The sequence below is a fragment of the Ruegeria sp. BC6 genome, assembly GCF_056539185.1.
The window spans coordinates 497,746-521,280 of record NZ_JBQFUM010000001.1; the positions used below are offsets into that span (position 1 = coordinate 497,746).

27 protein-coding genes and 1 tRNA gene are annotated in these 23,535 nt (G+C 60.0%); 19 read left to right on the forward strand and 9 right to left on the reverse strand.

All coding sequences use genetic code 11. The annotated features are described in order from the left end of the window. Positions 1–42: 42 nt before the first annotated feature. The 3 genes from ACR0MM_RS02440 to ACR0MM_RS02450 all read right to left on the reverse strand — a co-directional run bounded on the left by ACR0MM_RS02440 (position 43) and on the right by ACR0MM_RS02450 (position 2,154). A complete protein-coding gene (locus ACR0MM_RS02440) occupies positions 43–1,071 on the reverse strand; it encodes a zinc-binding dehydrogenase (RefSeq protein WP_480694205.1) in 1,029 nt (342 codons plus the stop codon). A gap of 232 nt (positions 1,072–1,303) precedes the next feature. Then, positions 1,304–1,855, reverse strand: coding sequence for a hypothetical protein (locus tag ACR0MM_RS02445; protein ID WP_093962956.1), 552 nt, complete (start codon positions 1,853–1,855; stop codon positions 1,304–1,306). 209 nt (positions 1,856–2,064) lie between these two features. Continuing rightward, positions 2,065–2,154, reverse strand: a tRNA-Ser gene (locus tag ACR0MM_RS02450). Between the two features lie 123 nt (positions 2,155–2,277). Between ACR0MM_RS02450 and ACR0MM_RS02455 the strand changes: the two genes are divergently transcribed. The 9 genes from ACR0MM_RS02455 (at position 2,278) to ACR0MM_RS02495 (ending at position 9,748) form a co-directional block, all read left to right on the forward strand. After that, positions 2,278–3,120, forward strand: coding sequence for a DUF2059 domain-containing protein (locus ACR0MM_RS02455; RefSeq protein WP_170357817.1), 843 nt, complete (start codon positions 2,278–2,280; stop codon positions 3,118–3,120). After that, positions 3,120–3,926 carry a DUF2059 domain-containing protein gene (locus ACR0MM_RS02460; protein ID WP_480694207.1) on the forward strand — a complete coding sequence of 269 codons (807 nt, stop codon included), beginning with the start codon at positions 3,120–3,122 and terminating at the stop codon, positions 3,924–3,926. The genes ACR0MM_RS02455 and ACR0MM_RS02460 overlap by 1 nt, the downstream gene beginning before the upstream one ends. Before the next feature lie 208 nt (positions 3,927–4,134). Then, on the forward strand, positions 4,135–4,749 hold the full coding sequence (locus ACR0MM_RS02465; protein ID WP_170367097.1) for a 50S ribosomal protein L21: 615 nt from the start codon (positions 4,135–4,137) through the stop codon (positions 4,747–4,749). An 11-nt stretch (positions 4,750–4,760) separates the two neighbouring features. Further along, a complete protein-coding gene (gene rpmA, locus ACR0MM_RS02470) occupies positions 4,761–5,030 on the forward strand; it encodes a 50S ribosomal protein L27 (RefSeq protein ID WP_005983052.1) in 270 nt (89 codons plus the stop codon). A gap of 96 nt (positions 5,031–5,126) precedes the next feature. Next, positions 5,127–5,735, forward strand: a complete 609-nt coding sequence (locus ACR0MM_RS02475) for a LysE family translocator (RefSeq protein WP_480694209.1) — start codon at positions 5,127–5,129, stop codon at positions 5,733–5,735. Beyond that, positions 5,732–6,268 (forward strand): GNAT family N-acetyltransferase, encoded by a 537-nt coding sequence (locus ACR0MM_RS02480; RefSeq protein ID WP_170538492.1) that lies wholly within the window; start codon positions 5,732–5,734, stop codon positions 6,266–6,268. Before ACR0MM_RS02475 ends, ACR0MM_RS02480 begins: the two co-directional genes overlap by 4 nt. A 37-nt stretch (positions 6,269–6,305) precedes the next feature. After that, the gene (gene obgE, locus ACR0MM_RS02485; RefSeq protein WP_480694211.1) at positions 6,306–7,340 is read left to right on the forward strand and encodes a GTPase ObgE; all 1,035 of its coding nucleotides are present in this window, start codon (positions 6,306–6,308) and stop codon (positions 7,338–7,340) included. Next, positions 7,328–8,434 (forward strand): glutamate 5-kinase, encoded by a 1,107-nt coding sequence (gene proB / locus ACR0MM_RS02490; RefSeq protein ID WP_480694213.1) that lies wholly within the window; start codon positions 7,328–7,330, stop codon positions 8,432–8,434. The genes obgE and proB overlap by 13 nt, the downstream gene beginning before the upstream one ends. 51 nt (positions 8,435–8,485) lie before the next feature. Continuing rightward, on the forward strand, positions 8,486–9,748 hold the full coding sequence (locus ACR0MM_RS02495) for a glutamate-5-semialdehyde dehydrogenase (protein ID WP_480694215.1): 1,263 nt from the start codon (positions 8,486–8,488) through the stop codon (positions 9,746–9,748). 9 nt (positions 9,749–9,757) lie between these two features. Here the strand turns inward: ACR0MM_RS02495 and ACR0MM_RS02500 are convergent, their stop codons facing one another. Then, entirely contained in the window at positions 9,758–10,354 is a 597-nt protein-coding gene (locus ACR0MM_RS02500; protein ID WP_480694217.1) for a histidine phosphotransferase family protein, read from the reverse strand. 46 nt (positions 10,355–10,400) lie between these two features. Here ACR0MM_RS02500 and ACR0MM_RS02505 point away from each other — a divergent pair, with 46 nt between their 5' ends. The 5 genes from ACR0MM_RS02505 (at position 10,401) to tsf (ending at position 14,188) form a co-directional block, all read left to right on the forward strand. Beyond that, entirely contained in the window at positions 10,401–10,583 is a 183-nt protein-coding gene (locus ACR0MM_RS02505; protein WP_170339192.1) for a DUF3553 domain-containing protein, read from the forward strand. Positions 10,584–10,691: 108 nt separating this feature from the next. Beyond that, positions 10,692–11,447: an L-ornithine N(alpha)-acyltransferase gene (gene olsB, locus ACR0MM_RS02510; protein WP_480694219.1), complete on the forward strand. Its 756-nt coding sequence runs from the start codon at positions 10,692–10,694 to the stop codon at positions 11,445–11,447. Next, positions 11,434–12,288: a lyso-ornithine lipid O-acyltransferase gene (gene olsA / locus ACR0MM_RS02515; protein ID WP_480694221.1), complete on the forward strand. Its 855-nt coding sequence runs from the start codon at positions 11,434–11,436 to the stop codon at positions 12,286–12,288. Before olsB ends, olsA begins: the two co-directional genes overlap by 14 nt. 168 nt (positions 12,289–12,456) lie before the next feature. Continuing rightward, complete coding sequence (gene rpsB / locus ACR0MM_RS02520; RefSeq protein ID WP_170418899.1) at positions 12,457–13,236, forward strand: 30S ribosomal protein S2; 780 nt, start codon at positions 12,457–12,459, stop codon at positions 13,234–13,236. A gap of 76 nt (positions 13,237–13,312) precedes the next feature. Next, a complete protein-coding gene (gene tsf / locus ACR0MM_RS02525; RefSeq protein ID WP_093962057.1) occupies positions 13,313–14,188 on the forward strand; it encodes a translation elongation factor Ts in 876 nt (291 codons plus the stop codon). Positions 14,189–14,531: 343 nt separating this feature from the next. Here the strand turns inward: tsf and ACR0MM_RS02530 are convergent, their stop codons facing one another. The 3 genes from ACR0MM_RS02530 to ACR0MM_RS02540 all read right to left on the reverse strand — a co-directional run bounded on the left by ACR0MM_RS02530 (position 14,532) and on the right by ACR0MM_RS02540 (position 16,859). Next, positions 14,532–15,284, reverse strand: a complete 753-nt coding sequence (locus ACR0MM_RS02530; RefSeq protein ID WP_093962957.1) for a LuxR family transcriptional regulator — start codon at positions 15,282–15,284, stop codon at positions 14,532–14,534. Beyond that, entirely contained in the window at positions 15,284–15,733 is a 450-nt protein-coding gene (aroQ, locus tag ACR0MM_RS02535) for a type II 3-dehydroquinate dehydratase (protein ID WP_480694224.1), read from the reverse strand. The genes ACR0MM_RS02530 and aroQ overlap by 1 nt, the downstream gene beginning before the upstream one ends. 130 nt (positions 15,734–15,863) lie before the next feature. After that, entirely contained in the window at positions 15,864–16,859 is a 996-nt protein-coding gene (locus tag ACR0MM_RS02540; protein WP_170459132.1) for an NADPH:quinone oxidoreductase family protein, read from the reverse strand. A gap of 154 nt (positions 16,860–17,013) precedes the next feature. Here ACR0MM_RS02540 and ACR0MM_RS02545 point away from each other — a divergent pair, with 154 nt between their 5' ends. Genes ACR0MM_RS02545 through ACR0MM_RS02555 form a run of 3 tightly spaced genes read left to right on the forward strand, consistent with a single transcriptional unit; the run spans position 17,014 to position 19,695 of the window. Next, positions 17,014–17,832 (forward strand): SDR family NAD(P)-dependent oxidoreductase, encoded by an 819-nt coding sequence (locus tag ACR0MM_RS02545; RefSeq protein ID WP_480694226.1) that lies wholly within the window; start codon positions 17,014–17,016, stop codon positions 17,830–17,832. Positions 17,833–17,864: 32 nt separating this feature from the next. After that, positions 17,865–18,890 carry a phosphotransferase gene (locus ACR0MM_RS02550; RefSeq protein WP_480694228.1) on the forward strand — a complete coding sequence of 342 codons (1,026 nt, stop codon included), beginning with the start codon at positions 17,865–17,867 and terminating at the stop codon, positions 18,888–18,890. A gap of 10 nt (positions 18,891–18,900) precedes the next feature. Continuing rightward, a complete protein-coding gene (locus ACR0MM_RS02555) occupies positions 18,901–19,695 on the forward strand; it encodes an IclR family transcriptional regulator (protein WP_367647568.1) in 795 nt (264 codons plus the stop codon). A 4-nt stretch (positions 19,696–19,699) separates the two neighbouring features. Here the strand turns inward: ACR0MM_RS02555 and ACR0MM_RS02560 are convergent, their stop codons facing one another. Continuing rightward, entirely contained in the window at positions 19,700–20,305 is a 606-nt protein-coding gene (locus ACR0MM_RS02560; protein ID WP_480694230.1) for a DsbA family protein, read from the reverse strand. Between the two features lie 217 nt (positions 20,306–20,522). Here ACR0MM_RS02560 and ACR0MM_RS02565 point away from each other — a divergent pair, with 217 nt between their 5' ends. Both ACR0MM_RS02565 and ACR0MM_RS02570 read left to right on the forward strand, forming a co-directional pair. Further along, complete coding sequence (locus tag ACR0MM_RS02565; RefSeq protein ID WP_480694232.1) at positions 20,523–21,740, forward strand: serine hydrolase domain-containing protein; 1,218 nt, start codon at positions 20,523–20,525, stop codon at positions 21,738–21,740. A gap of 49 nt (positions 21,741–21,789) precedes the next feature. After that, a complete protein-coding gene (locus ACR0MM_RS02570; RefSeq protein ID WP_480694234.1) occupies positions 21,790–22,659 on the forward strand; it encodes an acyl-CoA thioesterase in 870 nt (289 codons plus the stop codon). Here the strand turns inward: ACR0MM_RS02570 and ACR0MM_RS02575 are convergent. Further along, entirely contained in the window at positions 22,656–23,423 is a 768-nt protein-coding gene (locus ACR0MM_RS02575) for an SDR family oxidoreductase (protein WP_480694236.1), read from the reverse strand. The genes ACR0MM_RS02570 and ACR0MM_RS02575 overlap by 4 nt on opposite strands. Between the last annotated feature and the right edge of the window lie 112 nt (positions 23,424–23,535).

The window sequence follows — 23,535 nt, forward strand, 5'->3', positions numbered from 1 at the left end:
TGACGCCCCGGATCTCCTCCAATCACCGGGGCGCCTGTTCTACTATGGAGTGATTATTACCTTACCGTCACTCTTTTTCAGTGCAACTGCCAGATCAGAAACGATTTTGTTCAGCGGGACATGCGCCGAGACATCCGTTTTCCACCGTCCGTCCGCAAAGCGGGCCTGCACCTCGGCAACCGCGCGCATCTGCTCTTCGGGCGGCGTGGACATCATCCATTTGGTCAGCCAGAAGCCCTCGATCCGCTTGCTCATAAAGATAAGCTGGCCCATTTGGGTCAGCTTCGGAGGCTCGCTGCTGAGTTTGCCATAAGACACCCAGCGCCCGCCGTTGGGCATGGCGCAGAATACTTGCTCGGACAGCTGATCCGAGACCGCATCCAGAAAAACCCGAGGCTTGAGCTGTGCGCTGATGGCCGCAAACTTGGAGACGGCATCGTCTTCGGTGGTTACGATGACCTCGGCCGCTCCGTGGCTTTTGAGCAGTTCGACCGTTTCAGGGCGCCGCACCATGGCAATCGGCTTCAGGCCAAGGTCTCGGCCCAGCCCGCACATCAGCTTGCCCAACTGGCTGGTGGCCGCGGAAACGACAAAGGCCTCACCTTCGGAACGCGCGATCTCAACCATTGCCATTGCGGTCAGCGGATTGACGATCTGTGCAGCACCGTCATCGTCCGAGATCTCGGGCCGCAAAGGAATGCACATCTGGGCCTGTGTCAGGGCATACTCGGCCCATGCGCCGGACCCGGAGGCGACGAAGGCGACCCTTTGCCCCTTCAGCGCTTCTGCGCCCGCGCCGGTGGCCACGACGTCCCCGCACCCTTCGAAACCGGCCGGGGCACCCTTGACCCGCGGCTGACCGTACTCACCTTTGATGAAATGGAGGTCTGAGGGGTTCACCGATGCGGTGCGCAATTTGATCAGCACCTGGCCAGGGCCAGGCGTGGGCACCGGGATCTCGGCATTCTCAACCCAGTCGGCGGCGTCCTCGATCGCCGGGCCCGTGGCGGTACCCGAGTATCCGTCAAATTTCTGGATCACGGCAAACATGGATTTGGGGAGGTCAGTCATTCTTTTTCCTTTGTTTCCGACATTTTCAAGCAAACGGGTCGATCCGAGTGCGCGCCCCGGGGCAGGGCGCACCGATGCCGACAATAGGTCGTCCCGACTTGATGCGACTGGTTGAGCCAAGCCAAACAAATGGCACCGGGCACGTCAATCGACCACAGGGTTAACGTTGGGGAATTGGGAAGCCGGTGCAGGTGTGACAAGGCCGGACAATTGCCGGCCTTGTCGAATGATCTTATTGCGTCAACAGGTTGCGCAGTTCCTGGATCTTGAGCGCAGCCGTTTCCGGCGCTTCCTTGATGCCATCGAGGATCTTGATCACCTGGTCCTGGATTTCCTGGCTCAGCTGGCTGTTTTTCACGGATTCAACCATCGCGTCATAGTCGAACTGCTCGGCCGACAGCATGCCTTCGTCAACCCAGGTATTCAGCAACTCCTGCCCTTGGGCAGTGAGGGCTGCAACCTGATCGCCTGCCTGGTTGGCCAGATCCGTCGCAGCATCGCCGGCCTGGTTAGCCAGATCCGTGGCTGTCTGACCGGCTTGCTCGGCGGCTTCACCGGCCTGTTCGACGGCGGCCGAGGCTGCGTCACCCGCTTGCTGCGTGGCCGTCGATAAAGCCTCGCTGGCGGCTTCCTGGGCTGCGGTTGCGGCCTCGCCAACGGCCTCGCCGGCTTCTTTGGCGGCAGATTGCAGTTTCTCGGCCGGGGTGGGCTCGGGCTGATTCAGGTAGAAATACGCGCCGGCACCCAATCCGGCGATGATAATTAGGATGATAATGCGGGACATTGGGGTCTCCTTTTCGGATGTGTGCCGCTGATGTGGGGAGAAACTACCTGAGATCAAAGGGGAAATCCCAAAGATTCGGCGCATGTTCGGGGTTTGGGCCACTCGGCGCTGATCAGTCAGACGATCGGCGGCAACAACACGCCACCGGCGAAAATACACGGTTGCAACCATCAGGCGAACAAGAAAGGGGGGGCGTCATTGGGAAGTAGTGGCGGAGAGACAGGGATTCGAACCCTGGGTGGGCTTGCACCCACAACGGTTTTCGAGACCGCCCCGTTCGACCACTCCGGCACCTCTCCGCGGGGGTCTGTGAGGGGGGGATTTAGTTGTGATCGCCGAGGGGTGCAAGCAGAAAATTCCCGAATTCGCCAAACCGTGGATTTTCCATTGCCAGTCCGACGAAATCTCCTAGGCTGACATGTATGAGACATCTTCTGCACCGCATTTCGCTTCTGCTCATCCTGCCCGTGTTCGCGTTCGCTCTGACGGCTCAAAACGCCTTGTCCGCCAGCCGGGATCGGATTGAGGCTTTTCTGACGACGACGGGTTTTGACGTGGCGCTGGAAAGCATCGCATTGGCCTCGGCTTCGGCGCCTCAGATGCTGGGGATCGACCCCGAGGGTTTTGGCTCGCAATGGACGCGTCTGACGGAAGAGGTGTTCGACACCGACGACATGCATGAAACAGCGGTTGCGATTCTCGAACAGACGCTGAGCGACGAGGCCCTGAACCACGCGGTCGAGTTTTATGCCTCGGATCTGGGACAACGGCTTGTCGAGGCGGAAAATGCCTCGCACCTTGTTGAGGATGACGAAGCCAAGCAACTTGAGGGGCAGGAGATCATATCCGATCTGGTCAAGTCCGGTTCGAGCCGCATCGAAAGCCTGAAGCGGATGAACAGCGCCATCGATGCCAGCGAAACCTCATTGCGGGCGCTGCAGGAGATCCAGCTGCGGTTCCTGCTGGCCGCCAGCGCCGCCGGAGTGATCGACCTGCAGTTGGACGCGGACGGGCTGCGCCAGATGATGAAGCTGAACGAACCCGAGATGCGGCAGTCATTGCAACTGTCCGCCTTGGCCAACGCGGCCTACACCTATCAGGATTTCTCTGACGCGGATGTCGACGCCTATACCAAAGCGCTGGAACAGCCGCTGATGCAGGAAGTCTACGAGCTGTTGAACGCAATCCAGTACGAGATCATGGCCATGCGGTTTGAAGTGCTGGCGGCGCGCATGGCCGAACTGCGTCCGGCTCAGGACATCTGATGCGGCTGTTTCTGGCTCTGTGGCTGGTTTTGGCCGGTTGGGCCAGTGCGGTCACGGCGGACCAGGTCGACCGTCTGACCAAGGCAATGCATTTGTCCGACGTGATGCAGATTCTGCGTGATGAGGGTGTCGCGCAGGGGCGCGAACTGGACAAAAGCCTGCTGGACGGTGAGGGCGGATCGTTTTTCGAGGCCCAGGTTGAAGACTTGTACGACAAGGCGTGGATGCAGGCCAAGATTTATGAAGCGCTGGCTGGCGGTATGTCCGAAGGGCAACTGGAGCAGGCTGCGCTGTTTTTCGAAAGCGATCTGGGCCGCGCCGTCGTGTCTCTGGAAAACTCGGCCCGTCGAACTTTTTCCGACGAAGCCATCGAAGAGATGGCCATGGCCGCCTATCGGGAGGCCGATCGTGATGCGGCCTATTTTCGTCTGATCGATGAGTATGTCGAGATCAACGACCTTGTTGATCGGAACGTGCGCGGGGCGTTGCAGGCCGATTACAATTTCTTCCGTGGGTTGGCGGACGGGCAGGGCATCACGGGCGACGACGGCGAAATGTTGGCCCAATTGCTGGCGCAGGGAGCGCAGTCCGAGCAACAAACCCGCGAGTGGCTGTACTCGTTCCTTCTGTTTGCGTACCAACCGCTCAGCGAGGCCCAGCTGCGCGAGAATATCGCCTTTTCACGTACCGAGGCAGGGCAGGCCTTGAACAACGCCTTGTTCGCAGGTCTGGACACCATGTTCAACGAGTTGTCATACCAGCTGGGCGTAACGGTGGCGCAGGTTCTGCAAGCGTCGGATCTTTAGGCCGGTTTGCTGTTGACTTTACCGTTTGATCCGTGGATAAGCGCGCATCCCGGCCGGAACCTCCGCGCCGGGTATCGTTATTGCTGGCCTGACGGGTGCGCCCTGACGGTCGTTCATCCGCCCGAAAAGGGCGCGCTGTTCGAGGTGGCTTTGGCCGAAACGCCCGTCTGACGGGGACCACAGAACGCGGTAGAAAAAGGAAAGACGCATGTTTGCAGTCCTGAAGACTGGCGGCAAGCAGTACAAGGTTCAGGCGGGCGACGTGCTCCGCGTTGAAAAACTGGCTGCCGACGCAGGTGAAAAAGTCCAATTCAACGACGTTCTGATGCTGGGTGGCGACGCCCCGGTTGTCGGCGCGCCGTTCATCGATGGTGCGGCCGTTCAGGCGGAAGTGATCGAACAGATCAAAGGTGACAAGGTCATCAAATTCGTCAAGCGCCGCCGCAAGCACAGCTCGAAGCGCACCGTTGGCCACCGTCAGAAGCTGACCCTGGTCAAGATCACCGACATCCTGCCCTCGGGCGCGGACAAGTCGGGCGTCAAGGCCGCAACCGGTTCGGCTCCGGCAGGTGAAGTTGCGAAAGCAGCGAAACCCGCCAAGAAAGCCGCTGCCAAGGCAGAAGCCCCGGCCGCTGCTGCTGCCGCTGACGATCTGACCAAGATCACCGGTGTTGGTCCCGCAGCTGCCAAGAAACTGGCCGAAGCCGGTATCGAAAGCTTTGCCGCTCTGGCCGCCTTGTCGGACGAGCAGATTGCTGCTATCGAGACGGTCAAAGTGAAACCCGAATGGGTTGAGCAGGCCAAAGAGCTGGCCAAAGGCTAAGGAGAGAGAGAATGGCACATAAAAAAGCTGGCGGTTCCTCCCGTAACGGCCGCGACTCAGCGGGTCGTCGCCTTGGCGTGAAACTGTATGGTGGCCAAGCCGCCGTTGCAGGCAACATCATCGTGCGTCAGCGCGGCACCAAGTTCTGGCCGGGCGAAGGCGTGGGCATGGGCAAGGATCACACCATCTTTGCAACTGTCGATGGCGCCGTGAAGTTCCACAAGGGACTGAAAAACCGCACCTTCATTTCGGTCCTGCCAGTGGCGGAGGCCGCAGAGTAAGCCGAAACCCAGAAGGTTTAAGAGAAATTCATGGGGGACCGGCACAAAGTGCCGGTCCCCTTTCTCGTTTTGACGCAGATTTGATCGAAAGCCCCGATGCCCGTTGCAACCACCAGTTTCCTTGTTTTCGCCGCCAGCCAGGTCGGCACGCCGGGACCGGCCAACATGGTCCTGTTGGGAACGGGTGCGCGCTATGGGTTCCGCGCGGCGCTGCCTTTCGTGGCGGGCGTGATTCTGGGCAAACAGCTGATCATCTGGCCGCTGGGCTTTGGCCTTCTGCAACTGGCGGAACAGGCCCCCACCGCGTTTGCGGTTCTGAAATATGCTTCGGCGGCCTATATTTGCTGGCTTGCGTGGAAAATCGCCAACCTGCGCCTGTCCCATCAGGACGCGGGCGAGTCGGTTCCGGGTTTCTGGGCCGGGCTGGTGGTGCATCCGCTGAACCCCAAGGCCTGGGCGATGATCATCGCGGGATTCACCGGGTTCGTCGCGGCGGGAACGTCGGTGCTGAGTGCGACGCTCACGATCGCGCTCGTTTTGTTGACCTGCCAGTTGGTCCTGCACCCGATCTGGACCTTTGCGGGCGATAGAATTGCCCGCGTGGTTGCGGGACGGCCGGCGGAAAAATATCTGATGTGGACTCTCGCGGGTCTGACAGTTGCATCCGTACTTTTCGTGTTGTTCGGAGGAGGAACACACCAATGAAACTTGAGGCAATCATAAATCAGCCGGTCATTGAAACCGAGCGGTTCGACCTGCGCCCGCTGCGCCGGTCGGACATGGGCCTGATCGAGCACTATGCAGGGGACGAGCGCGTGGCGCGCATGACCACGTCGATTCCACACCCTTTGCCGCCCGGTTCGATCGAGGCTTTCGTGACCCGCGCCATGGCCGAGGACCGGGACGAGGACATCTGGGCGATGGACGCCACCAAGGACGGCGGACCCGAGTTGATCGGGGTGATCTCGCTCAAGCGGCTGGATCGCAACCAGTCCGAAGTGGGCTATTGGGTCGCGCCCTTGTATTGGAACACGGGCATTGCCTCGCTGGCGGTGGAAACGCTGGTTCAGGCGAATCCGTTGGAAAACGCCACGATGTTTGCCAGCGTGTTTCAGGACAATCCCGCCTCGGCGCGGGTTCTGACCCATTGCGGGTTCCAGTACCTTGGCGATGCCGAAAGCTTCTCAGTGGCACGCGACGCAAATGTGCCCACCTGGACGTACAGCAAAAAACTCTGACTTGTGGCCGATGGGGCCTTTGCAGTAGGGGACTGACATGAAATTTCTCGATCTTGCAAAGGTCTACATCCGGTCCGGGGCCGGCGGTAGCGGGTGCGTCAGCTTTCGACGCGAAAAGTACATCGAATACGGCGGACCCGATGGCGGGGACGGCGGCAAGGGCGGGTCCGTCTGGGCCGAGGTCGTGGACGGGCTGAACACCCTGATCGACTTCCGCTATCAGCAGCATTTCTTTGCCAAGAACGGACAGCCCGGCCGGGGCCAGCAGCGCACCGGCAAGGATGGCGACGACATCATTTTGCGCGTGCCCGTCGGAACCGAAATCCTGGACGAAGATCAGGAGACGGTGATCGCCGACCTGACCGAAGTGGGGCAACGAGTCCTGCTGGCGCGGGGTGGCAATGGCGGCTTTGGCAACCTGCATTTCAAATCGGCCACAAACCAGGCGCCACGCCGGGCCAATCCGGGGCAACCGGGCGTGGACCGCACGATCTGGCTGCGTCTGAAGCTGATTGCCGATGTAGGTCTGCTGGGTCTGCCGAACGCGGGCAAATCGACCTTTTTGGCCGCAACATCGAACGCCCGGCCCAAGATCGCCGATTATCCCTTTACCACGCTGCATCCCAATCTGGGCGTCGTCGGCGTGGACAATGTGGAATTCGTTGTGGCCGACATTCCCGGCCTGATCGAAGGCGCGCACGAAGGCCGCGGCATCGGCGACCGTTTTCTGGGCCATGTCGAACGCTGCGCGGTGTTGCTGCATCTGGTCGACGGCACGTCCGAGACCATCGCGCAGGATTATCACACCATCATCCACGAGCTTGAGGCCTATGGCGGCGCGCTGGCTGACAAGCCCCGGATCACCGTGCTGAACAAGATTGACGCGTTGGACGAAGAACAGCTCGAACTGGCCAAGTCCGAGCTGGAAGAGGCCGTGGGCGGCCCCGTCATGACCATGTCGGGCGTCGCCCGGCAAGGCGTGACCGAGGTTCTGCGGGCCCTGCGCGCCCAGATCGACGAAAACCGCCTGCGTCAGAAACCCACCGAGGAGCGCGAGACGTGGCAGCCCTGACCGACGCAAAGCGCCTGGTGGTCAAGATCGGCTCGGCGTTGCTGGTCGATCGTACGACCGGCAAGCTGCGTTCGGAGTGGTTGCATTCGCTGGCGCAGGACGTGGCGTGGCTCAAGGGGCAGGGGGCCGATGTGGTTCTGGTCTCCTCCGGTTCGATCGCGCTGGGGCGCGGTGTTCTGGGCCTGCCCGCAACCGCGCTGTCGCTGGAGCAGTCCCAGGCCGCGGCCGCCGTCGGGCAGATCCGGCTGGCGCGGGCCTATGAAGAGGCGTTGGCCCCGCACAACATCACCACGGCGCAGGTTCTGGTGACGCTTGAGGACAGCGAGAACCGCCGCCGGTACCTGAACTCGCGCGCGACGCTGGAAACTCTGCTGGGGTTGGGTGTTGTGCCCATCGTGAACGAAAATGACACGGTGGCCACGGATGAAATCCGTTACGGCGACAATGATCGCCTGGCCGCGCAGATCGCCGTGACCGTCGGTGCGGACCAATTGATTCTGCTGTCCGATGTCGATGGGTTCTACACCGGCAACCCTGTCGAGGACCCGTCCGCCACCCGGTTTGACGTGATCGACGCGATCACGCGCGAGATCGAGGCGATGGCCGGTGACGCCGGTTCGGGGCTGTCCAAGGGCGGCATGAAGACCAAGCTGATGGCCGCGCAGATGGCGACGGCGGCGGGCTGTGACATGGCGATTACGGAAGGGTCGCCTTTGAACCCGCTGAAATTGCTGAACAATGGCGCGAACAGCACTTGGTTCAAAGCCAAGTTGGACCCGCATGCGGCGCGTAAACGCTGGATTTCGGCGATGAAGCCGCGGGGCGAGATCACGGTCGATGCAGGGGCCGCGCGCGCACTCGAGAATGGCAAGAGCCTGTTGCCGGCCGGCATCGTCGAAGTGACGGGCGATTTCGGACGGGGCGACCCGGTGGCCATCAAGGATTACGAAGGCCGGCGTTTGGGATTGGGCCTCAGCCGCTATACCGCGCACGAGGCCGACGCTATCAAGGGGCGCAAATCCTCCGAGATCGAGGACGCACTCGGCTTTCCCGGCCGTGCGGTGATGATCCACCGTGACGATCTGGCTTTGTAGCCGCGAAAACTGATAGATTTGGCTGGTCCGACGACCGGAAAGGCAGATGACATGAAGGACTTTGACAGCATTCCCGCCCTGATGGCCGATCTTGGCAAGCGCGCCAAGGATGCGTCTCGGGATCTGGCCTTCGCCTCGGCCGAGCGCAAACACGCCGCGTTGATCGCCGCCGCCGAAGCCGTGTGGAATAACCGCGCACAGATCATCGAGGCCAACAAGAAAGACCTGGACTATGGCCGCGACAAGGGTCTGAGCCCGGCCATGATGGACCGGCTGATGCTGGACGAGACGCGCATTCAGGGCATGGTCGACGGGTTGCGCACCGTGGCCGAACAGACCGATCCGGTGGGTGAGGTTCTGGCCGAATGGGATATGCCCTCGGGGCTGAACATCCGCCGCGTACGCACCCCGCTGGGCGTGATCGGCGTGATCTATGAAAGCCGCCCGAACGTGACCGCGGATGCCGGGGCGCTGTGCCTCAAGTCGGGCAATGCCGTGATTCTGCGCGGCGGATCCGAAAGCTTTCATTCTTCGACCGCGATCCACGCCTGCCTGGTCGAGGGTCTGAAGGCCGCAAACCTGCCCGAGGATGCGATCCAGTTGGTCCCGACCCGTGACCGGGCGGCGGTGCAGGAATTGCTGACCATGACCGACTACGTCGACGTCATCGTGCCGCGCGGCGGCAAGGGGCTGGTCGGGCTGGTCCAGCGCGAGGCGCGGGTGCCGGTCTTTGCCCATCTTGAAGGGATCGTGCACATCTATGTCGACAAGGCGGCGGATCCGCAGAAAACGCTGGACGTGGTGCTGAACGCAAAGACCCGCCGCACAGGCATCTGCGGGGCGGCCGAATGCCTGCTGGTGCATCAGGATATCGTGGAAACGCTGGGGCGCGACGTGATCGCGGCGCTGCTGGCCGCGGGCGTCGAGGTCCATGCCGCGGGTGCGCTGGCCATCGACGGAACCGTGCCGGCCAGCGATGACGATTGGGGCAAGGAGTTTCTGGACAGCATCATCGCCGCAAAACCGGTGGCCGATATCGACGAGGCAATCGCGCATATCCGGCAATACGGATCGAACCACACCGATTGCATCATGACCGAGGATCAGTCCGCCGCCGACCGCTTCTTTGAACGGCTCGACAGTGCGATCCTGATGCACAACGCCTCGACCCAGTTCGCCGATGGGGGTGAGTTCGGAATGGGCGCCGAAATCGGGATTGCCACGGGCAAGATGCACGCGCGTGGCCCGGTGGGGGCGGCGCAGCTGACCAGCTTCAAATACCTGGTGCGCGGCAACGGCACGACGCGCGCCTGAGGTGCTGCGTCAGAACCGCAGCACCACGCGGGTTGCGCCCGTCTCGGCCGAAACCCGGCGGCCCTGAGCGGCCGCCGTCTGCGGCAGCAGGGCGAACTGCACCTGCGCCGGCGTGACCCTGTTGGCGAATGTGCCGGTCGGGAGACCTTTCCACAGGTCGGGATCGATATTCATGCGGTCGGCCGTACCGGTGACCGTCCATTTGTCGCCCACGCTGTCAATCTTGACCTCGCCGCCCATGGGCATGGCGCTTTCGCAGCACATGATGGCCAGAAAGGCCAGTTTGATCTGATTGCGCGGCATCGCCTCGGTGACGTTCCAATGAACCCGGACTCGGCCCGCACGCTCGACATCGCGCAGCAGGTCGGCCACTTCGCTGCGGCCCAACGGCTGATCGCTGGCCGCGCCGAAGGCCACGCGGAAGAACCGGATCCGCGCTCCGGCGCTGCCGACGCTGCCGGTGATCAGTTCCATCTCGGGGCCCTGGGTGCCACCAACCATCTCCAACAGTTCCAGACCGTTCGTGATCGCGCCGATCGGGCTGATCAAATCGTGGCAGATCCGAGAGCCGATCAACTCGGCCAGGTTGACGTTGGTGTCGCCCATGCGTACCTCCTGAAGTATCCGCCCGTGCACGACCCGGAGCCGCCGCATGACAGATCTGAATGCCATTCTTGCACCGGGCATGTTTGTCCGCCACCCAGATTTCCCCGACTGGGGCGTTGGACAGGTCCAGTCCAACATCGGGGGCAAGATCACCGTGAACTTTCGCGACCAGGGCAAAGTGGTGATTGACGGAACACGCATCGCCTTGATGCCGGTTCTTGATCCATGAAACTGGTTTAGGAAAGGTTAACGGGGCTCGCCACCCGGTTCGTGTTGCCATTCGCCGCGCAGCTGCGGTATCAGCGCTGGGATCGCAACAAGACGACGACCATTCCACATGCCGGATACGGGCCCTTCATTCACTGTCAAACTTGCCGAAACCGACGAGGAACTGCGCGCGGCGCAGCGGCTGCGTTATGATGTCTTCGTGCGGGAACTGGGCGGCGGCGGCGAGATGGTCGATCATGCAGAGGGTCTGGAACGCGATCAGTTCGACCCGTATTTTGATCACATGCTGGCCTATGACGACGCCACCGGAGAAGTGGTCGGTGTCTACCGCCTGTTGCCGGGTGACCGCGTAGCTGAAGTCGGACGGTTCTACTCTGAGGATGAATACGACCTTACCGTTCTGAAAAACAGCGGCCGCAAATTGCTGGAACTCGGCCGGTCCTGCCTGCATCCGGACTTTCGCGGCGGAACCGCAATGTATCATTTGTGGAATGGCCTCGCGAAATATGTGTCCGAACGGGAGATCGAGGTTCTGTTCGGCGTTGCCAGTTTTCACGGCACAGACGTCAAGCACCTTGCCCAGCCTCTGTCGATGCTGCATCACAACCACCTGGCTCCACCCGAGTTGCGGGTGCGTGCGCAGCCGGATGTTTATCAGAACATGAACCTGGTTCCGAAAGATGCGCTGGATCGACGGAGTGCGATGTTGCAGGTTCCGGCCTTGATCAAGGCCTATCTTCGATTAGGCGGGTTTGTGGGCGAGGGGGCATTCATCGATCATGCCTTCAACACCACCGACGTTTGCCTGATCCTCGACACCTCTCGGATGAATGAAAGACAGAGACGCATCTATGGCGGAGCGTGACGTGCCAAACGGCGCTGTCTGGCACAGCTCGGACGACCCCGACCCGGTTGAATTGGGCGTGTGGGGTTGGATTTTGGTGATCCTGCGGGGGCTTCCTCTGGCTGTGCTGGTGTTCGGTGGTCTGATCGTTCTGTTGCTTGTGCGCCTGGTCGAAAGACCCATCTTTGGCCTGCGTCGGCCGATAACGCCGTTCATTGCCCAATTCGTATGTCGCAATGCGTTTCGAATTCTGGGGATCGGATTTTCAAGCTCGGGTGAGCTGATGCAGCAGCGCGGGGCCGTCGTGGCCAATCACACGTCCTGGCTGGACATCTTCGCGCTCAACGCCCGCAAGCGTGTATACTTCGTGTCCAAGGCCGAGGTGGCGAACTGGCCCGGCATCGGTTGGCTGGCCCGGGCCACCGGAACCGTGTTCATCGAACGCAATCCCAAGAAAGCGCGCGAGCAGACCAGATTGTTCGAAGACCGTCTGAAGGCCGGGCACAAGCTGTTGTTTTTTCCAGAGGGCACATCGACGGACGGACTGCGGGTTTTGCCATTCAAAACAACGCTTTTTGCGGCATTCTTTGCAGATGAACTGCGTGATTTCATGTATGTTCAGCCGGTTTCGGTTGTCTACCACGCGCCCGATGGGCAGCCGGACCGGTTCTATGGCTGGTGGGGGGACATGGATTTTGCCCCGCATCTTCTGAAGACGCTGGGCGCGCGGCAACAGGGGCGGGTCGAATTGATCTATCATTCTCCGGCCCGGGTCAGCGATTTCGACAACCGCAAGGCTTTGGCCGCGCATTGCGAGCAGGCCGTCCGCCACGGGCATGCCTTGGCGCGGCCAGAAAAATAGGGGCAAAAGCCCCTTGCACCATCAACCAACCTGCCGTATACGCGCGGCATTCAAATCCGCAGGCGGGGTTTGGTCGTTTTGAGGGAGACATCCTCATCAAGGCCGCCGGTTGGAGCAAACGCTTCTTTCACCCCCGCCAAGGCGAAAACCGGAAAAGGAAAACATAGCATGGCTCTTCCCGAGTTCACCATGCGTCAGCTGCTGGAAGCTGGCGTTCACTTTGGTCACCAGACACAGCGTTGGAACCCCCGCATGGCGCCTTTCATCTATGGCGCACGCAACGGCATCCACATCATGGACCTGACCCAGACCGTTCCGATGCTGGACCAGGCGCTGCAGGCGGTACGTGACACCGTCGCCAAAGGTGGCCGCGTTCTGTTTGTCGGCACCAAGCGTCAGGCAGCACAGCCGATCGCCGAAGCCGCTGAAAAATCGGCTCAGTATTACATGAACCACCGCTGGCTGGGCGGCACGCTGACCAACTGGAAAACCGTTTCCCAGTCGATCAACCGTCTGAACCAGATCGACGAAGCCATGGAATCGGGCGCTGAAGGCCTGACCAAGAAAGAGCGTCTGGGCATGGAGCGTGACCAGGCCAAGCTGCAGGCTTCGCTGGGCGGCATCCGCGAGATGGGCGGCGTTCCTGACCTGCTGTTCGTCATCGACGTCAAGAAAGAAGCCCTGGCCATCGCCGAAGCCAACAAGCTGGGTATCCCGGTTGTGGCCGTCGTCGACACCAACTGCTCGCCGGATGGTGTGGACTACATCATCCCCGGCAACGACGATGCTGCCCGTGCAATCGCACTGTATTGCGATCTGGCCGCACGCGCTGCGCTGGACGGCATGACCGCTCAGCTGGGCGCCGCCGGCGTCGACCTGGGCGAGTTCGAAGAAGCACCGGTTGAAGAAGCCGTTGCAGACGAAGCCGAAGCGTCGGCCGAAGCGTAAGCTGCCCGCCACGTAAATGACATATGGGGCAGGGTAGACCTGCCCCAATTCCGTTTGAATTGAGGAGAGCCAAGAGATGGCAATCACTGCAGCAATGGTGAAAGAACTGCGCGACTCGACCGGCGCGGGCATGATGGACGCGAAAAAAGCGCTGACCGAAACCGGCGGCAACATGGACGAGGCCGTTGACTGGCTGCGCACCAAAGGTCTGGCGAAGGCCGCAAAGAAATCTGGCCGTACCGCAGCAGAAGGCCTGGTTGCCGTTCACGTCGAAGGTGGCAACGGTGTTGCTGTCGAAGTGAACTCGGAAACCGACTTTGTCGCGAAGAACGCCGAGTTCCAGGAAATGGTCGGCAAGATCACCTACGCAGCCCAAGGCGTTGACTCGGTTGAGGAACTGCTGGCCGCTGATCTGGGCGGCAAGTCGGTTGCCGACACGCTGACCGACAAGATCGCCACCATCGGCGAAAACATGTCGGTCCGCCGCATGGCCAAACTGTCGGGCGACACCGTGGTCTCGTATGTCCACAACGCCGCAACCAACGGCATGGGCAAGATCGGTGTTCTGGTTGCTCTGTCGGGCGGCGATGAAGCCATCGGCAAGCAGGTCGCGATGCACATCGCAGCCGTGAACCCGGCGGCTCTGTCCGAAGCCGACCTGGATCCGGCTGTTGTCGAAAAAGAAAAGCAGGTCCAGATGGACATCGCGCGCGAGTCCGGCAAGCCCGAGCAGGTCATCGAAAAGATGATCGAGGGCCGCATGAAGAAATTCGTCGCGGAATCGACCCTGCTGAGCCAGCAGTTCGTTGTGAACCCCGACCTGACCGTGGAAGCAGCGGCCAAGGAAGCCGGCGCAACCATCACCGGTTTTGTTCGCCTCGAAGTTGGCGAAGGCATCGTGGTCGAAAAAGAAGACTTTGCTGCCGAAGTCGCCAAAGCGGCTCAGGGCTGACGCCTGTTCAGCCCGGGTTTTCCGGGCTGCTCCAAAACATCCGAAACCGGTTGCGCGACGCGCGACCGGTTTTTTTTGGCGAATTTCCGATTGATCAGAGGAGTAATTGGAGGGCCCCGCAAGATGGGGATGGTCGAGGCCCCCCAAAATTTCCGACATCGGCACACGGACGAATAAGCGCCCTTTGTCAGAGCGAACGGAGAGCCTTGGCAATACAAAGATCCGTCCAAATGTTCCTTGGCTAAAGCCACCACTCACGGAACAGGATCAATGTGCAATTTCTGCGCAGTTTTAGGAAGTCATGTATTCCTTACCTAAGGTCAACTGCCGCGCGACAGCGGATTCAGACCTCCATGACGAACATCTGATTCTGCAGCGAAGCCTTCAAAACCGCCTGCGCAGTCGTTTCGACGGAGAGAGCCTCGCGCGCCAGCCTGAGGTGTTTTTCAACAGTCGCCGAGGTCAATCCCATCAGCAGGGCAATGTCCTGGGTCGTTTTACCGTCACCCACCCATTCCAAAGCCTCACGCTGCCGCTTGGTCAAGGCGCGGTTCGGGGGATTGTAGGGTAGGGTCAGGATCTTGAGGTGGGCGATGTTGTTCATCAGAAGGATGTCATCGCCATGCTCAGCCCACATCTCGTCCATCTCGTCCTGGCTGCGGTTCAGAGCGGCCAGCGAAATTGCCCCCTTCGACCGCATGGACACCGAAGTGAAACTGATCGTGTAGCCGACGGTGATCCCTTTCGAGCGGTTGAACTCGTACACCTTGCGTTCTTCGTTGGTCATCGTGCCGCTGGACATCATCTCGCGGATCATGCTCCAGCTTGCGGCCCCTTCGTGATCCAGCGCCCATTTCAGCATGGGCGCATGGAAATACAGACCGTCCCGAAGGAAACCGTCCATGTATTCCTTGCAGTGATTGGTCAGGATCACGAAATCTTCGGGGTCGCCCAAAGACGTTTGGGTGCGGTATTGCGTGTGTCCGTACAACAGGCGGTCAAAACCATACTTGGCCATCTGTTCGGTGTGCGCGGCCCAAAGCTCCTCGAGGGTTTTCACATAGCTCAGAAAGTTGAGGTATTCCTTGAGCGTCATCATGCGCCGCCACCCTCCTGAAGATGCGCGGCCAGCGCTTCCAGCGCCAGAACATAGCTTTGTGCGCCAAAGCCGCAGATCTGCCCGATGGCGACGGCCGAGATGTAGGACTTGTGCCGAAATGCCTCGCGGGCGTGGATATTGGACAGGTGAACCTCGACCACCGGCAGTTGAGCCGACGAAATGGCGTCCATCAACGCTATTGACGTGTGGGTATACGCGCCGGCATTCAGTACGATCCCGTCATGAGTCTCGCGCGCGGCGTGGATGGCATCGATCAACACACCTTCATGGTTTGATTGAGCGCACTCCACACGCAACCCGATCGATGCGCCATGCGAAACGCACAAGTCTTCGATCATCTTCAAGGTGGTATGACCGTAAACCTCGGGCTGCCGTGTGCCCAAAAGGTTCAGGTTCGGTCCGTTCAATACAAGAATACTACGCATTACTTTTCTGTCCCCATACCTGTTTCATAGCCGCGAATTGAAAACGCGTCTACCGGCTTTGCTCTCATGAGGCGAGCGGGCGCAGGTCAGGTCATGGGGACAGGCTGTGAAACGACTGTGAAAGTCGTTCCTAGTCGATGGACACGACAACTTTGCCGAGAACCGACCGATCGCCCAACATCTCCAAAGCTTCGGCGGCGCGGGGCAAGGAAAAGCGGGCGCTGATACGCGGCTTGATCTTGCCGCCATGATACATGGCAAATAGTTCCCGCAAGTTTTCGGCATGTCCGGCCGGATCGCGGAATACGGACGCGCCCCAGAACACGCCGACGATCTCACAGCCTTTGAGCAAAGGCAGATTCAACGGGATGTTGGGGATACCGGCCGGAAAGCCAACGACCAGAAACCGCCCCTTCCAGGCCATCGCGCGCAATGCCGGCTCGGCGTAGTCGCCGCCAACCGCATCATAGACCACGTCAACGCCATCACCGCCCGCCAGCTTCTTGACTTCGGCCGAGAACGCTTTTTGCGCCTCTCGCGTCATCTCCTTGGAGTAGACGATCGTTTCATCAGCGCCCAAATCCTTGCAGAACTGAGCTTTGTCTTCCGTGGACACCGCAGCAATCACACGCGCGCCCATGGCTTTGCCCAATTCAACCGCGGCCGAGCCGACACCGCCAGCGGCCCCAAGCACCAACAGAGTTTCACCGCCTTTGAGCCCGGCGCGATCCTTCAGTGCATGGTAGGACGTTCCGTAGGTGAAAATGAAACAAGCCGCATCCTCGTACGGCATGGACTCCGGGATGGTAACGGCGCTGGCGGCCGGAATGCAAAGCTGTTCGGCGAAACCTCCGTGACCTGTCAGGGCCAGAACGCGGTCACCGACCTTCAGATCGGAGACGCCATCTCCAACGGCGATCAAATCGCCCGACACCTCCCCTCCGGGCGCGAAGGGGCGCGGTGGTTTCATCTGGTACAAATCGCGGATGATCAGCGTGTCCGGAAAATTCACGCCTGCCGCACGTACCCGGATCAGCACCTGACCCTTTTTGGGCGTTGGATCGGGCAGGGTGGTCAGTTCAAGTGTTTCCGGACCACCCGGGGCGACGCTGAGTAATGCTTGCATTTCGTTTTCCGATCCTCGCCATTTGTTGGCCCGAAGGTCGGGTCCTCACACCATGTTGTCAAGGCAGATGTGAAATGCAATTCTGCACAGTGAAACTGACCCGACCTGAAATAGAACTCAGGACGCAATAAAAACGAATTATGGGGAGAGGCTGATGACACCGGAGAACTTATTTTCGCTAGCGGGCAAGACTGCTTTGGTCACGGGCGGCGCGACCGGCATTGGTCGGATGGCAGCCGAGGCTCTGCTGCGCGCGGGTGCGCGGGTGCTGATCGCCTCGCGCAAGGGCGAAGCCTGCGAAGCTGTGGCCGCCGAACTGAACGCGCTGGATGCGTCCGGAACCGCCGAAGGGTTTGCCGGTGACGTCAGCAGCGAGGCCGGCATTGACGCACTGGTCGAAGAGGTGAGCAACCGCACCCAAAGGCTTGATATTCTTATGAACAATGCCGGCGTTTCGTGGGGCGCTCCTATGGGACAGTTTCCCTATGACGCCTGGGACAAAGTCATGTCCGTGAATGTCGCCGGCATCTTTCATCTGACCCAGAAGCTGCTTCCTCTGCTGATGCAATCGGGCTCGGACGATGATCCTGCACGGGTAATCAACGTCGCATCGGTGATGGGCGAGGTTCCGATGGGTGATGGCGCCTACAGCTATTCCGCGTCCAAGGCGGCCGTCATCCATCTAACCAAGATCATGGCAAAGGAGCTGTCGCCCTACCGCGTGACTGTGAATGCTCTGGCACCTGGACCGTTCGTTTCGCGCATGACCGCCTTTGCCACGGCTGACGAGGAAAAACGCGAGAAAGTGGGCAAGTCGGTCCCGCTGAGACGTGTCGGGCGCGACGAGGACATCGCGGGTTGTATGCTGTTCCTCAGCGGACGCGGCGGCAGTTACGTGACCGGCGCCGTGATCCCGGTCTCGGGTGGTATCAACGTTCTGACCGGAGGAAACATCTTTGCTGATGCCCTGTGAAACCCGGTTCTGCATCAAGCGAGGCCGATCGCATGAGCAATGACCCGAACACTCTCGACCTTGTCGCCGTAGATGACTATCTGCGCGCCAACCTGCAAGGCTATGCCGGTCCGCTTGAGGCGACGAAGTTCACGGTGGGTCAGTCCAATCCGACCTACGAACTGCGCACGCCTGGAAAATCCTATGTTCTGCGGCGTAAACCGCCCGGAGTTCTGCTGAAATCTGCCCACGCGGTCGACCGCGAATTCCGTGTTCAGAACGCGTTGGCGCACAGCAAAGTACCGGTGCCGCGCATGTACGTGCTGTGCGAGGATGACAGCATCATCGGCTCTGCCTTCTATGTCATGGAGCGTCTCGACGGCCGGAATTTTCTGGAACCGACCATGAAGGGCGAAACCAACGAAACCCGCAGCGCCGTTCTGGATGAGATGAACCGGGTTCTGGCCGAATTGCACATGGTCGACATCGACGCTGTGGGCCTGTCCGACTACGGACCGACCGGCAACTACTTTGAACGCCAGATCGCGCGCTGGACCAAACAGTATCGCGCCTCGGAAACCGAAACGGTTGCCGACATGGATGCGCTGATCGACGCGCTGGAAAGCTCGATCCCGGCGGATGATGGTCAACGAACGCTGGTTCATGGCGACTATCGCATCGACAATCTGATGTTCGAGCGGGACGGAACCCGCTGCATCGGTGTCCTGGATTGGGAGCTGTCCACCATCGGCCATCCCTATGCCGATCTGGCGGCCGTAATCATGCAATGGCAGATGCCGCCGGGCAAAGAGGGTCGAGGGCTGGCTGGTGTTGACCGAAGCAGCCTTGGGCTGCCCAGCGATCAGCAGTTCATCGCCTCATACTGTCAGCGGCGCGGATTGCCGGGCATCGACAATTTCGGCTTCTATCTTGCGTTCAACTTCTTCCGCATGGCCGGAATTCTTCAAGGCGTCTACAAACGCGCCCTGGACGGGAATGCATCCGATCCGGCCCGGGCGCGCGCATTCGGAGCCTATGTGCCCATGTTCGCCAAACATGGCCTTGTAGCGCTGGGATAGAGGGGCAGGCTTGGTATCCGAGACATCATCAAGCGCCGACACTGGCAAGGATCGGAACTTCGTCACTGCACTGGCGCGGGGGCTTGAACTGCTGCGGTGTTTTCGCCACGGCGAAACCGCCCTGACCAACACGGATTTTGCGGAACGCACGGGTCTGCCCAAGCCAACGATCTCGCGGTTGACCCATACGCTGTGCCAACTGGGTTATCTTGTTCAGGATCACGCAGGCGGTTCTTATCGGCTTGGTGTCGGAGTGCTGCGGCTGGGATTTGGAGTTCTGGGGGCGGCTGACATATGCGAGCGTGCCGTCGAGGTACTGAGGGAACTGCGCGATGGAGCCAATCCGTACCTGACGGCCGCCCTGGGCGAAGCGCATCGGGCCGAGGTCGTATACGTCGCGGTCAGCAGGTCGACGCAGAACGTGGCGCTTACCATGCATGTCGGATCCCGGCTGCCGTTGTTCTCCTCGGCCATGGGGCGGGCCATTCTGGTTGGCATGACCGAGGATCAAAGGGAAACGGCGATTGACGCTGCTCGACGCGATCTGAACCTGCCCGAAAATCACCTGCGCGACTCGATAAAAACCGCGTTGGATGAATACGATACACAAGGTTATTGTACCGGATATTCTCTGTGGCGGGACGACGTCCATGCCATTTCCGTTCCGGTGTCCACCGCCAGCGACGGGCGGGTATTTGGATTGAATATCGGCGGGCCCAGCTTTTACGTGACCCCGGAAGAGCTTGAAGGAGACCACGCGCACAAGCTGATAGATGCCGCCCGGCAATTGGGACTGCGTCCCTGAAACCTCAGTGTGACGCCTCGAGCTCGAGTTCTACGTTGGCCAGGCTGTTCTTACCAAAAAACATCTCGGACCCGACAAACAGGCTGGGCACCCCAAAAACCCCGCGGCGGACGGCCGATTTTGTCTGATCCTTTAGGGTCTGCTTGGCCAAATCGCCGGTGATCGCCTCACGGATTTTTCGTACCGGCAGGTCACGTTCTTGAATGATGTCGGTCAACACATTCAGGTCGTCAATCTTCTGCCCGTGCACCCATATTGCATCAAAAACGGCGTCTACATATCTGTCTTCCCATGATTTTCCCATCGCCGCGACCGCGCCACGCATGGCGAATTTCGTGTTCAGCGGAAAATAGGGGCTCATATGAAAGTTCAGGCCGCGCCGCCGCGCAAAGCGGTGCAGGTCATGGGTCAGATACGCCGATTTCTTCCGATTTTCCGAGAACGCCTGAAATGGGTTCTGGTTGTTGGTAGCCTTGAAAACTGTACTCAGCAGAACCGGCACAAAGCGAATCTCAGCCCCATGACGCTCGGCGAGATCTGGCAAAACCTTATGAGCGAGGTAAGCGTTCGGGCTGCAAAAGTCGTATACGAATTCCACGTTCTGCGTCATCTGGCACCTCCGGCCGGTGGCGAATTCAGGGGTAACGGCTGCAAATCACGAATCCAGAACGCCGTCAGTCTAGCAGCGTCGCGGGTCGTGGCCGAGAGCAGACTTGCAGACCGCTCGCCCGGCAATTTTCGCCGGCTGTGTTTTTGGGCTGTTTTTCTTTGCCACGGGGCGGCAGGATTGCGCGTAGATGAAAGAAAAAACGGGGAAATTTCGGCCAATGCAATTTGATCGGACGAGGCTGGACCGCATTCAGACATGGATGCAAAGGTATGTGGACGAACGAAAATACCCCGGGTGCGCCTTTCTGTTGAAGCAGCACGGGCGCGAAGTTTTCTTTCACGATTGCGGATTGCGCAGTCTCGAGAGTGATTTGCCGTTCAACCGCGAGACCTTGGTTCGCATCTATTCGATGACCAAGCCGGTAACCACGACAGCGCTGATGATGCTGGTAGAACAAGGTCTGATGCACCTTGAGGCGCCGGTATCCGAGTTTCTGCCGGAATTCGCCGAAATGAAGGCGTTGCGGAAAGACGCGCAATCCATTGAACAAACAGAAAACTCGAAGCCGCCGACCCTGCATCAACTGCTGACCCACACCAGCGGGCTAAGCTATCCGTTCAATCCGGGCGTTCTGCCTGCCGCAATGGATGCTCAGGACCTGATGTTCAAACCGGACCAGGGTCTGCTGGCCGATCAGGTTCGGGCCGTGGCTGCATTGCCGTTGGCGTTTCAACCCGGCAGCCGCTGGGAGTATTCGGTCGGCATCGACGTTATCGGACGGGTGGTCGAAGTCGTGTCCGGCAGGAGTTTGGACCAGTTCTTTGCCGACGAGATCTTTGGGCCGCTTGAGATGGACGAAACCGGGTTTTCGGTTCCCAAAGGCGCAGGGAACCGGTTCGCCTCGCTCTATACACCGCTCGAGGGAGACGCGATGGCCCTGAACGCGGCCAAGTCCGGCGGCGAAACGTTGCGATTGGTGGATCAGGCCGGAGACTCGCCATTTGAAGCGGCCACGCTGTTTTCCGGCGGTGGTGGGCTGGTCAGCACGATCGACGATTTTGCCCGTTTCGCCGAGATGCTGCGCGCCAAAGGGCAGGTGGGTGATCAACGACTGCTGGGCCCGAGCACGGTGGATTTCATGATGCGCAACCACTTGCCGGGCGACATCGCGTCCATGGGTCCTCAGAGCTTTGCGGAACAGCCGATGGACGGCATGGGGTTCGGGCTTGGCGGCGCTGTGGTTCTGGACCCGGGCCGTGCGCGCACCCCTGGATCGGTTGGAGACTTCAGTTGGGGCGGAATGGCGTCGACCTTTTTCTGGGTCGACCAAAAGAACGACATGTCGGCTGTTTTCTTTACGCAGCTATCGCCCTCCAGCTCCTACCCGTCACGCTCAGAACTCAAAGCCCTGGTTCACGCCGCCCTCATTGAATGACCCGCACGGGCCTGCTAGGCCGATCACGAACAGAACCAGAGAGAGTCGAATGACCGAAGCCGAACGCATCCTGTTGGATTTGCTGGACATTGAACGCCTTGAGGTAGACTTGTTCCGAGGCACCGGGTCCGGCGGTGAAACGCCCACGCGGATATTTGGTGGTCAGGTCATTGCGCAGGCTCTGGCGGCGGCGTACCGAACGGTCGAAAACCGCCTTTGCCATTCACTGCATGCCTATTTCATCCGTCCGGGAGATCCGGAAATTCCGGTTATCTATCAGGTAGATCGCGCGCGGGATGGTGGGTCGTTCACCACACGGCGCGTGGTGGCTATCCAGCACGGCAAGCAGATCCTCAACATGTCGGCCTCGTTCCACATTCAGGATGAAGGCTGGAACCATCAGCACGCGATGCCTGATGTCCCATCGCCCGAAACGCAACCGTCCCGCGATGAATTGCGGCAAAAATACCTGAACCGCGTTCCCGAAAGGCTGCGCGCCGAATTGCTGCGCGAACGTCCGATCGAAGTGCGCGAAATTGATCCCTTGGACATATTCCAGCCCGAGAAAAGCGACGACCGAAACCATCTGTGGTTCCGCATGGGAGCAGCGGAACAGGCTGATCACGTGAACCAACACCTGTTGCTGGCCTATGCCTCGGACATGGCGCTGCTGAGTTCCGGCATGCGGCCGCACGGGTTGAGCTGGTTCACGGGCGAAATCAATGGCGCGAGCCTGGATCACGCGATCTGGTTTCATGCGCCGGTTCAATTCCAGAATTGGCATCTCTATTCCATGGAGTCGCCATGGACGGGGCAGGGACGCAGCTTCAACCGCGGGTCAATCTATGCGCAGGACGGTACCTTGGTCGCCTCCGTCGCGCAGGAAGGCCTTCTGCGCCGCGCCCGAAAGAAAGACTAGGTATCGCCTGCAAACTGCTGATTCAACTTGTTCATTCCTGAAATCCAACGGTCGTAATCGGCGGTTTTCAGGCGTATGTAGTCGAGAACCTGCGGGTGCGGCAGAACCAGAAAGGTCTCGGCGCCAATGGCCTCGACACAAGCCTGTGCCACGTCCTCGGGTTCAAGCATGCCATCAATCGCGGCAACTGAGTCTTCAAATCCTTTGGTCATTTCCGATCGGACAGCCTGAGGACACAAGACCGAAACCCGGATGCCTTTGTCGGCATAGGTCAAAGCCAGCCATTCCGCGAAACCAACCGCCGCATGTTTGGTGACTCCGTATGGCGCGGCTCCGGGCTGGTTGAGCAGCCCCGCAGCCGAAGCCGTGATCAATATGTAGCCGCCGCCGCGCGCAATCATCCTCGGCACCAGATGGCGGGCCGTCCACACATGAGACATGACGTTGATCTTCCAAATCCTGTCCCAATGCGCATCGGGAACATCGAAACCGCCAAGCGCCAGGATGCCGGCGTTGGCGCAGAACAGGTCAATGGGGCCGATGCTGGATTCGACGCTTTCGATCATTTGCTGGATATCGTGTTCGTCGGCCACATCGCATTTGAACGAATGCCCGCCAATGTCCTGGGCGACGGCTTCGGCGCCGGCTTCATCGATATCCGCACAGATCACACGCGCGCCATCCGCCGCGAAGCGCGTCGCAATACCTTTGCCGATGCCTTGGGCTGCACCGGTAACAACTACGATTTTTCCTTGAAGGTCCATCAGCGCATCCTGTCTTGGGTTCACACAGGACCGTAACAGGTTGAAATAGCACCGCCAATGCGAACGTGGCGGTGCCAGACTTCACATCTTTATTTACATAATACCGATTACG

Bases quoted from the DNA above. Each gene is read 5' to 3' on its own strand.
- ACR0MM_RS02440 (WP_480694205.1), bottom strand. From the start codon at position 1,071: ATGACTGACCTCCCCAAATCCATGTTTGCCGTGATCCAGAAATTTGAC.
- ACR0MM_RS02445 (WP_093962956.1), bottom strand. From the start codon at position 1,855: ATGTCCCGCATTATCATCCTAATTATCATCGCCGGATTGGGTGCCGGC.
- ACR0MM_RS02455 (WP_170357817.1), top strand. From the start codon at position 2,278: ATGAGACATCTTCTGCACCGCATTTCGCTTCTGCTCATCCTGCCCGTG.
- ACR0MM_RS02460 (WP_480694207.1), top strand. From the start codon at position 3,120: ATGCGGCTGTTTCTGGCTCTGTGGCTGGTTTTGGCCGGTTGGGCCAGT.
- ACR0MM_RS02465 (WP_170367097.1), top strand. From the start codon at position 4,135: ATGTTTGCAGTCCTGAAGACTGGCGGCAAGCAGTACAAGGTTCAGGCG.
- rpmA (WP_005983052.1), top strand. From the start codon at position 4,761: ATGGCACATAAAAAAGCTGGCGGTTCCTCCCGTAACGGCCGCGACTCA.
- ACR0MM_RS02475 (WP_480694209.1), top strand. From the start codon at position 5,127: ATGCCCGTTGCAACCACCAGTTTCCTTGTTTTCGCCGCCAGCCAGGTC.
- ACR0MM_RS02480 (WP_170538492.1), top strand. From the start codon at position 5,732: ATGAAACTTGAGGCAATCATAAATCAGCCGGTCATTGAAACCGAGCGG.
- obgE (WP_480694211.1), top strand. From the start codon at position 6,306: ATGAAATTTCTCGATCTTGCAAAGGTCTACATCCGGTCCGGGGCCGGC.
- ACR0MM_RS02495 (WP_480694215.1), top strand. From the start codon at position 8,486: ATGAAGGACTTTGACAGCATTCCCGCCCTGATGGCCGATCTTGGCAAG.
- ACR0MM_RS02500 (WP_480694217.1), bottom strand. From the start codon at position 10,354: ATGGGCGACACCAACGTCAACCTGGCCGAGTTGATCGGCTCTCGGATC.
- ACR0MM_RS02505 (WP_170339192.1), top strand. From the start codon at position 10,401: ATGACAGATCTGAATGCCATTCTTGCACCGGGCATGTTTGTCCGCCAC.
- olsB (WP_480694219.1), top strand. From the start codon at position 10,692: ATGCCGGATACGGGCCCTTCATTCACTGTCAAACTTGCCGAAACCGAC.
- olsA (WP_480694221.1), top strand. From the start codon at position 11,434: ATGGCGGAGCGTGACGTGCCAAACGGCGCTGTCTGGCACAGCTCGGAC.
- rpsB (WP_170418899.1), top strand. From the start codon at position 12,457: ATGGCTCTTCCCGAGTTCACCATGCGTCAGCTGCTGGAAGCTGGCGTT.
- tsf (WP_093962057.1), top strand. From the start codon at position 13,313: ATGGCAATCACTGCAGCAATGGTGAAAGAACTGCGCGACTCGACCGGC.
- ACR0MM_RS02530 (WP_093962957.1), bottom strand. From the start codon at position 15,284: ATGACGCTCAAGGAATACCTCAACTTTCTGAGCTATGTGAAAACCCTC.
- aroQ (WP_480694224.1), bottom strand. From the start codon at position 15,733: ATGCGTAGTATTCTTGTATTGAACGGACCGAACCTGAACCTTTTGGGC.
- ACR0MM_RS02540 (WP_170459132.1), bottom strand. From the start codon at position 16,859: ATGCAAGCATTACTCAGCGTCGCCCCGGGTGGTCCGGAAACACTTGAA.
- ACR0MM_RS02545 (WP_480694226.1), top strand. From the start codon at position 17,014: ATGACACCGGAGAACTTATTTTCGCTAGCGGGCAAGACTGCTTTGGTC.
- ACR0MM_RS02550 (WP_480694228.1), top strand. From the start codon at position 17,865: ATGAGCAATGACCCGAACACTCTCGACCTTGTCGCCGTAGATGACTAT.
- ACR0MM_RS02560 (WP_480694230.1), bottom strand. From the start codon at position 20,305: ATGACGCAGAACGTGGAATTCGTATACGACTTTTGCAGCCCGAACGCT.
- ACR0MM_RS02565 (WP_480694232.1), top strand. From the start codon at position 20,523: ATGCAATTTGATCGGACGAGGCTGGACCGCATTCAGACATGGATGCAA.
- ACR0MM_RS02570 (WP_480694234.1), top strand. From the start codon at position 21,790: ATGACCGAAGCCGAACGCATCCTGTTGGATTTGCTGGACATTGAACGC.
- ACR0MM_RS02575 (WP_480694236.1), bottom strand. From the start codon at position 23,423: ATGGACCTTCAAGGAAAAATCGTAGTTGTTACCGGTGCAGCCCAAGGC.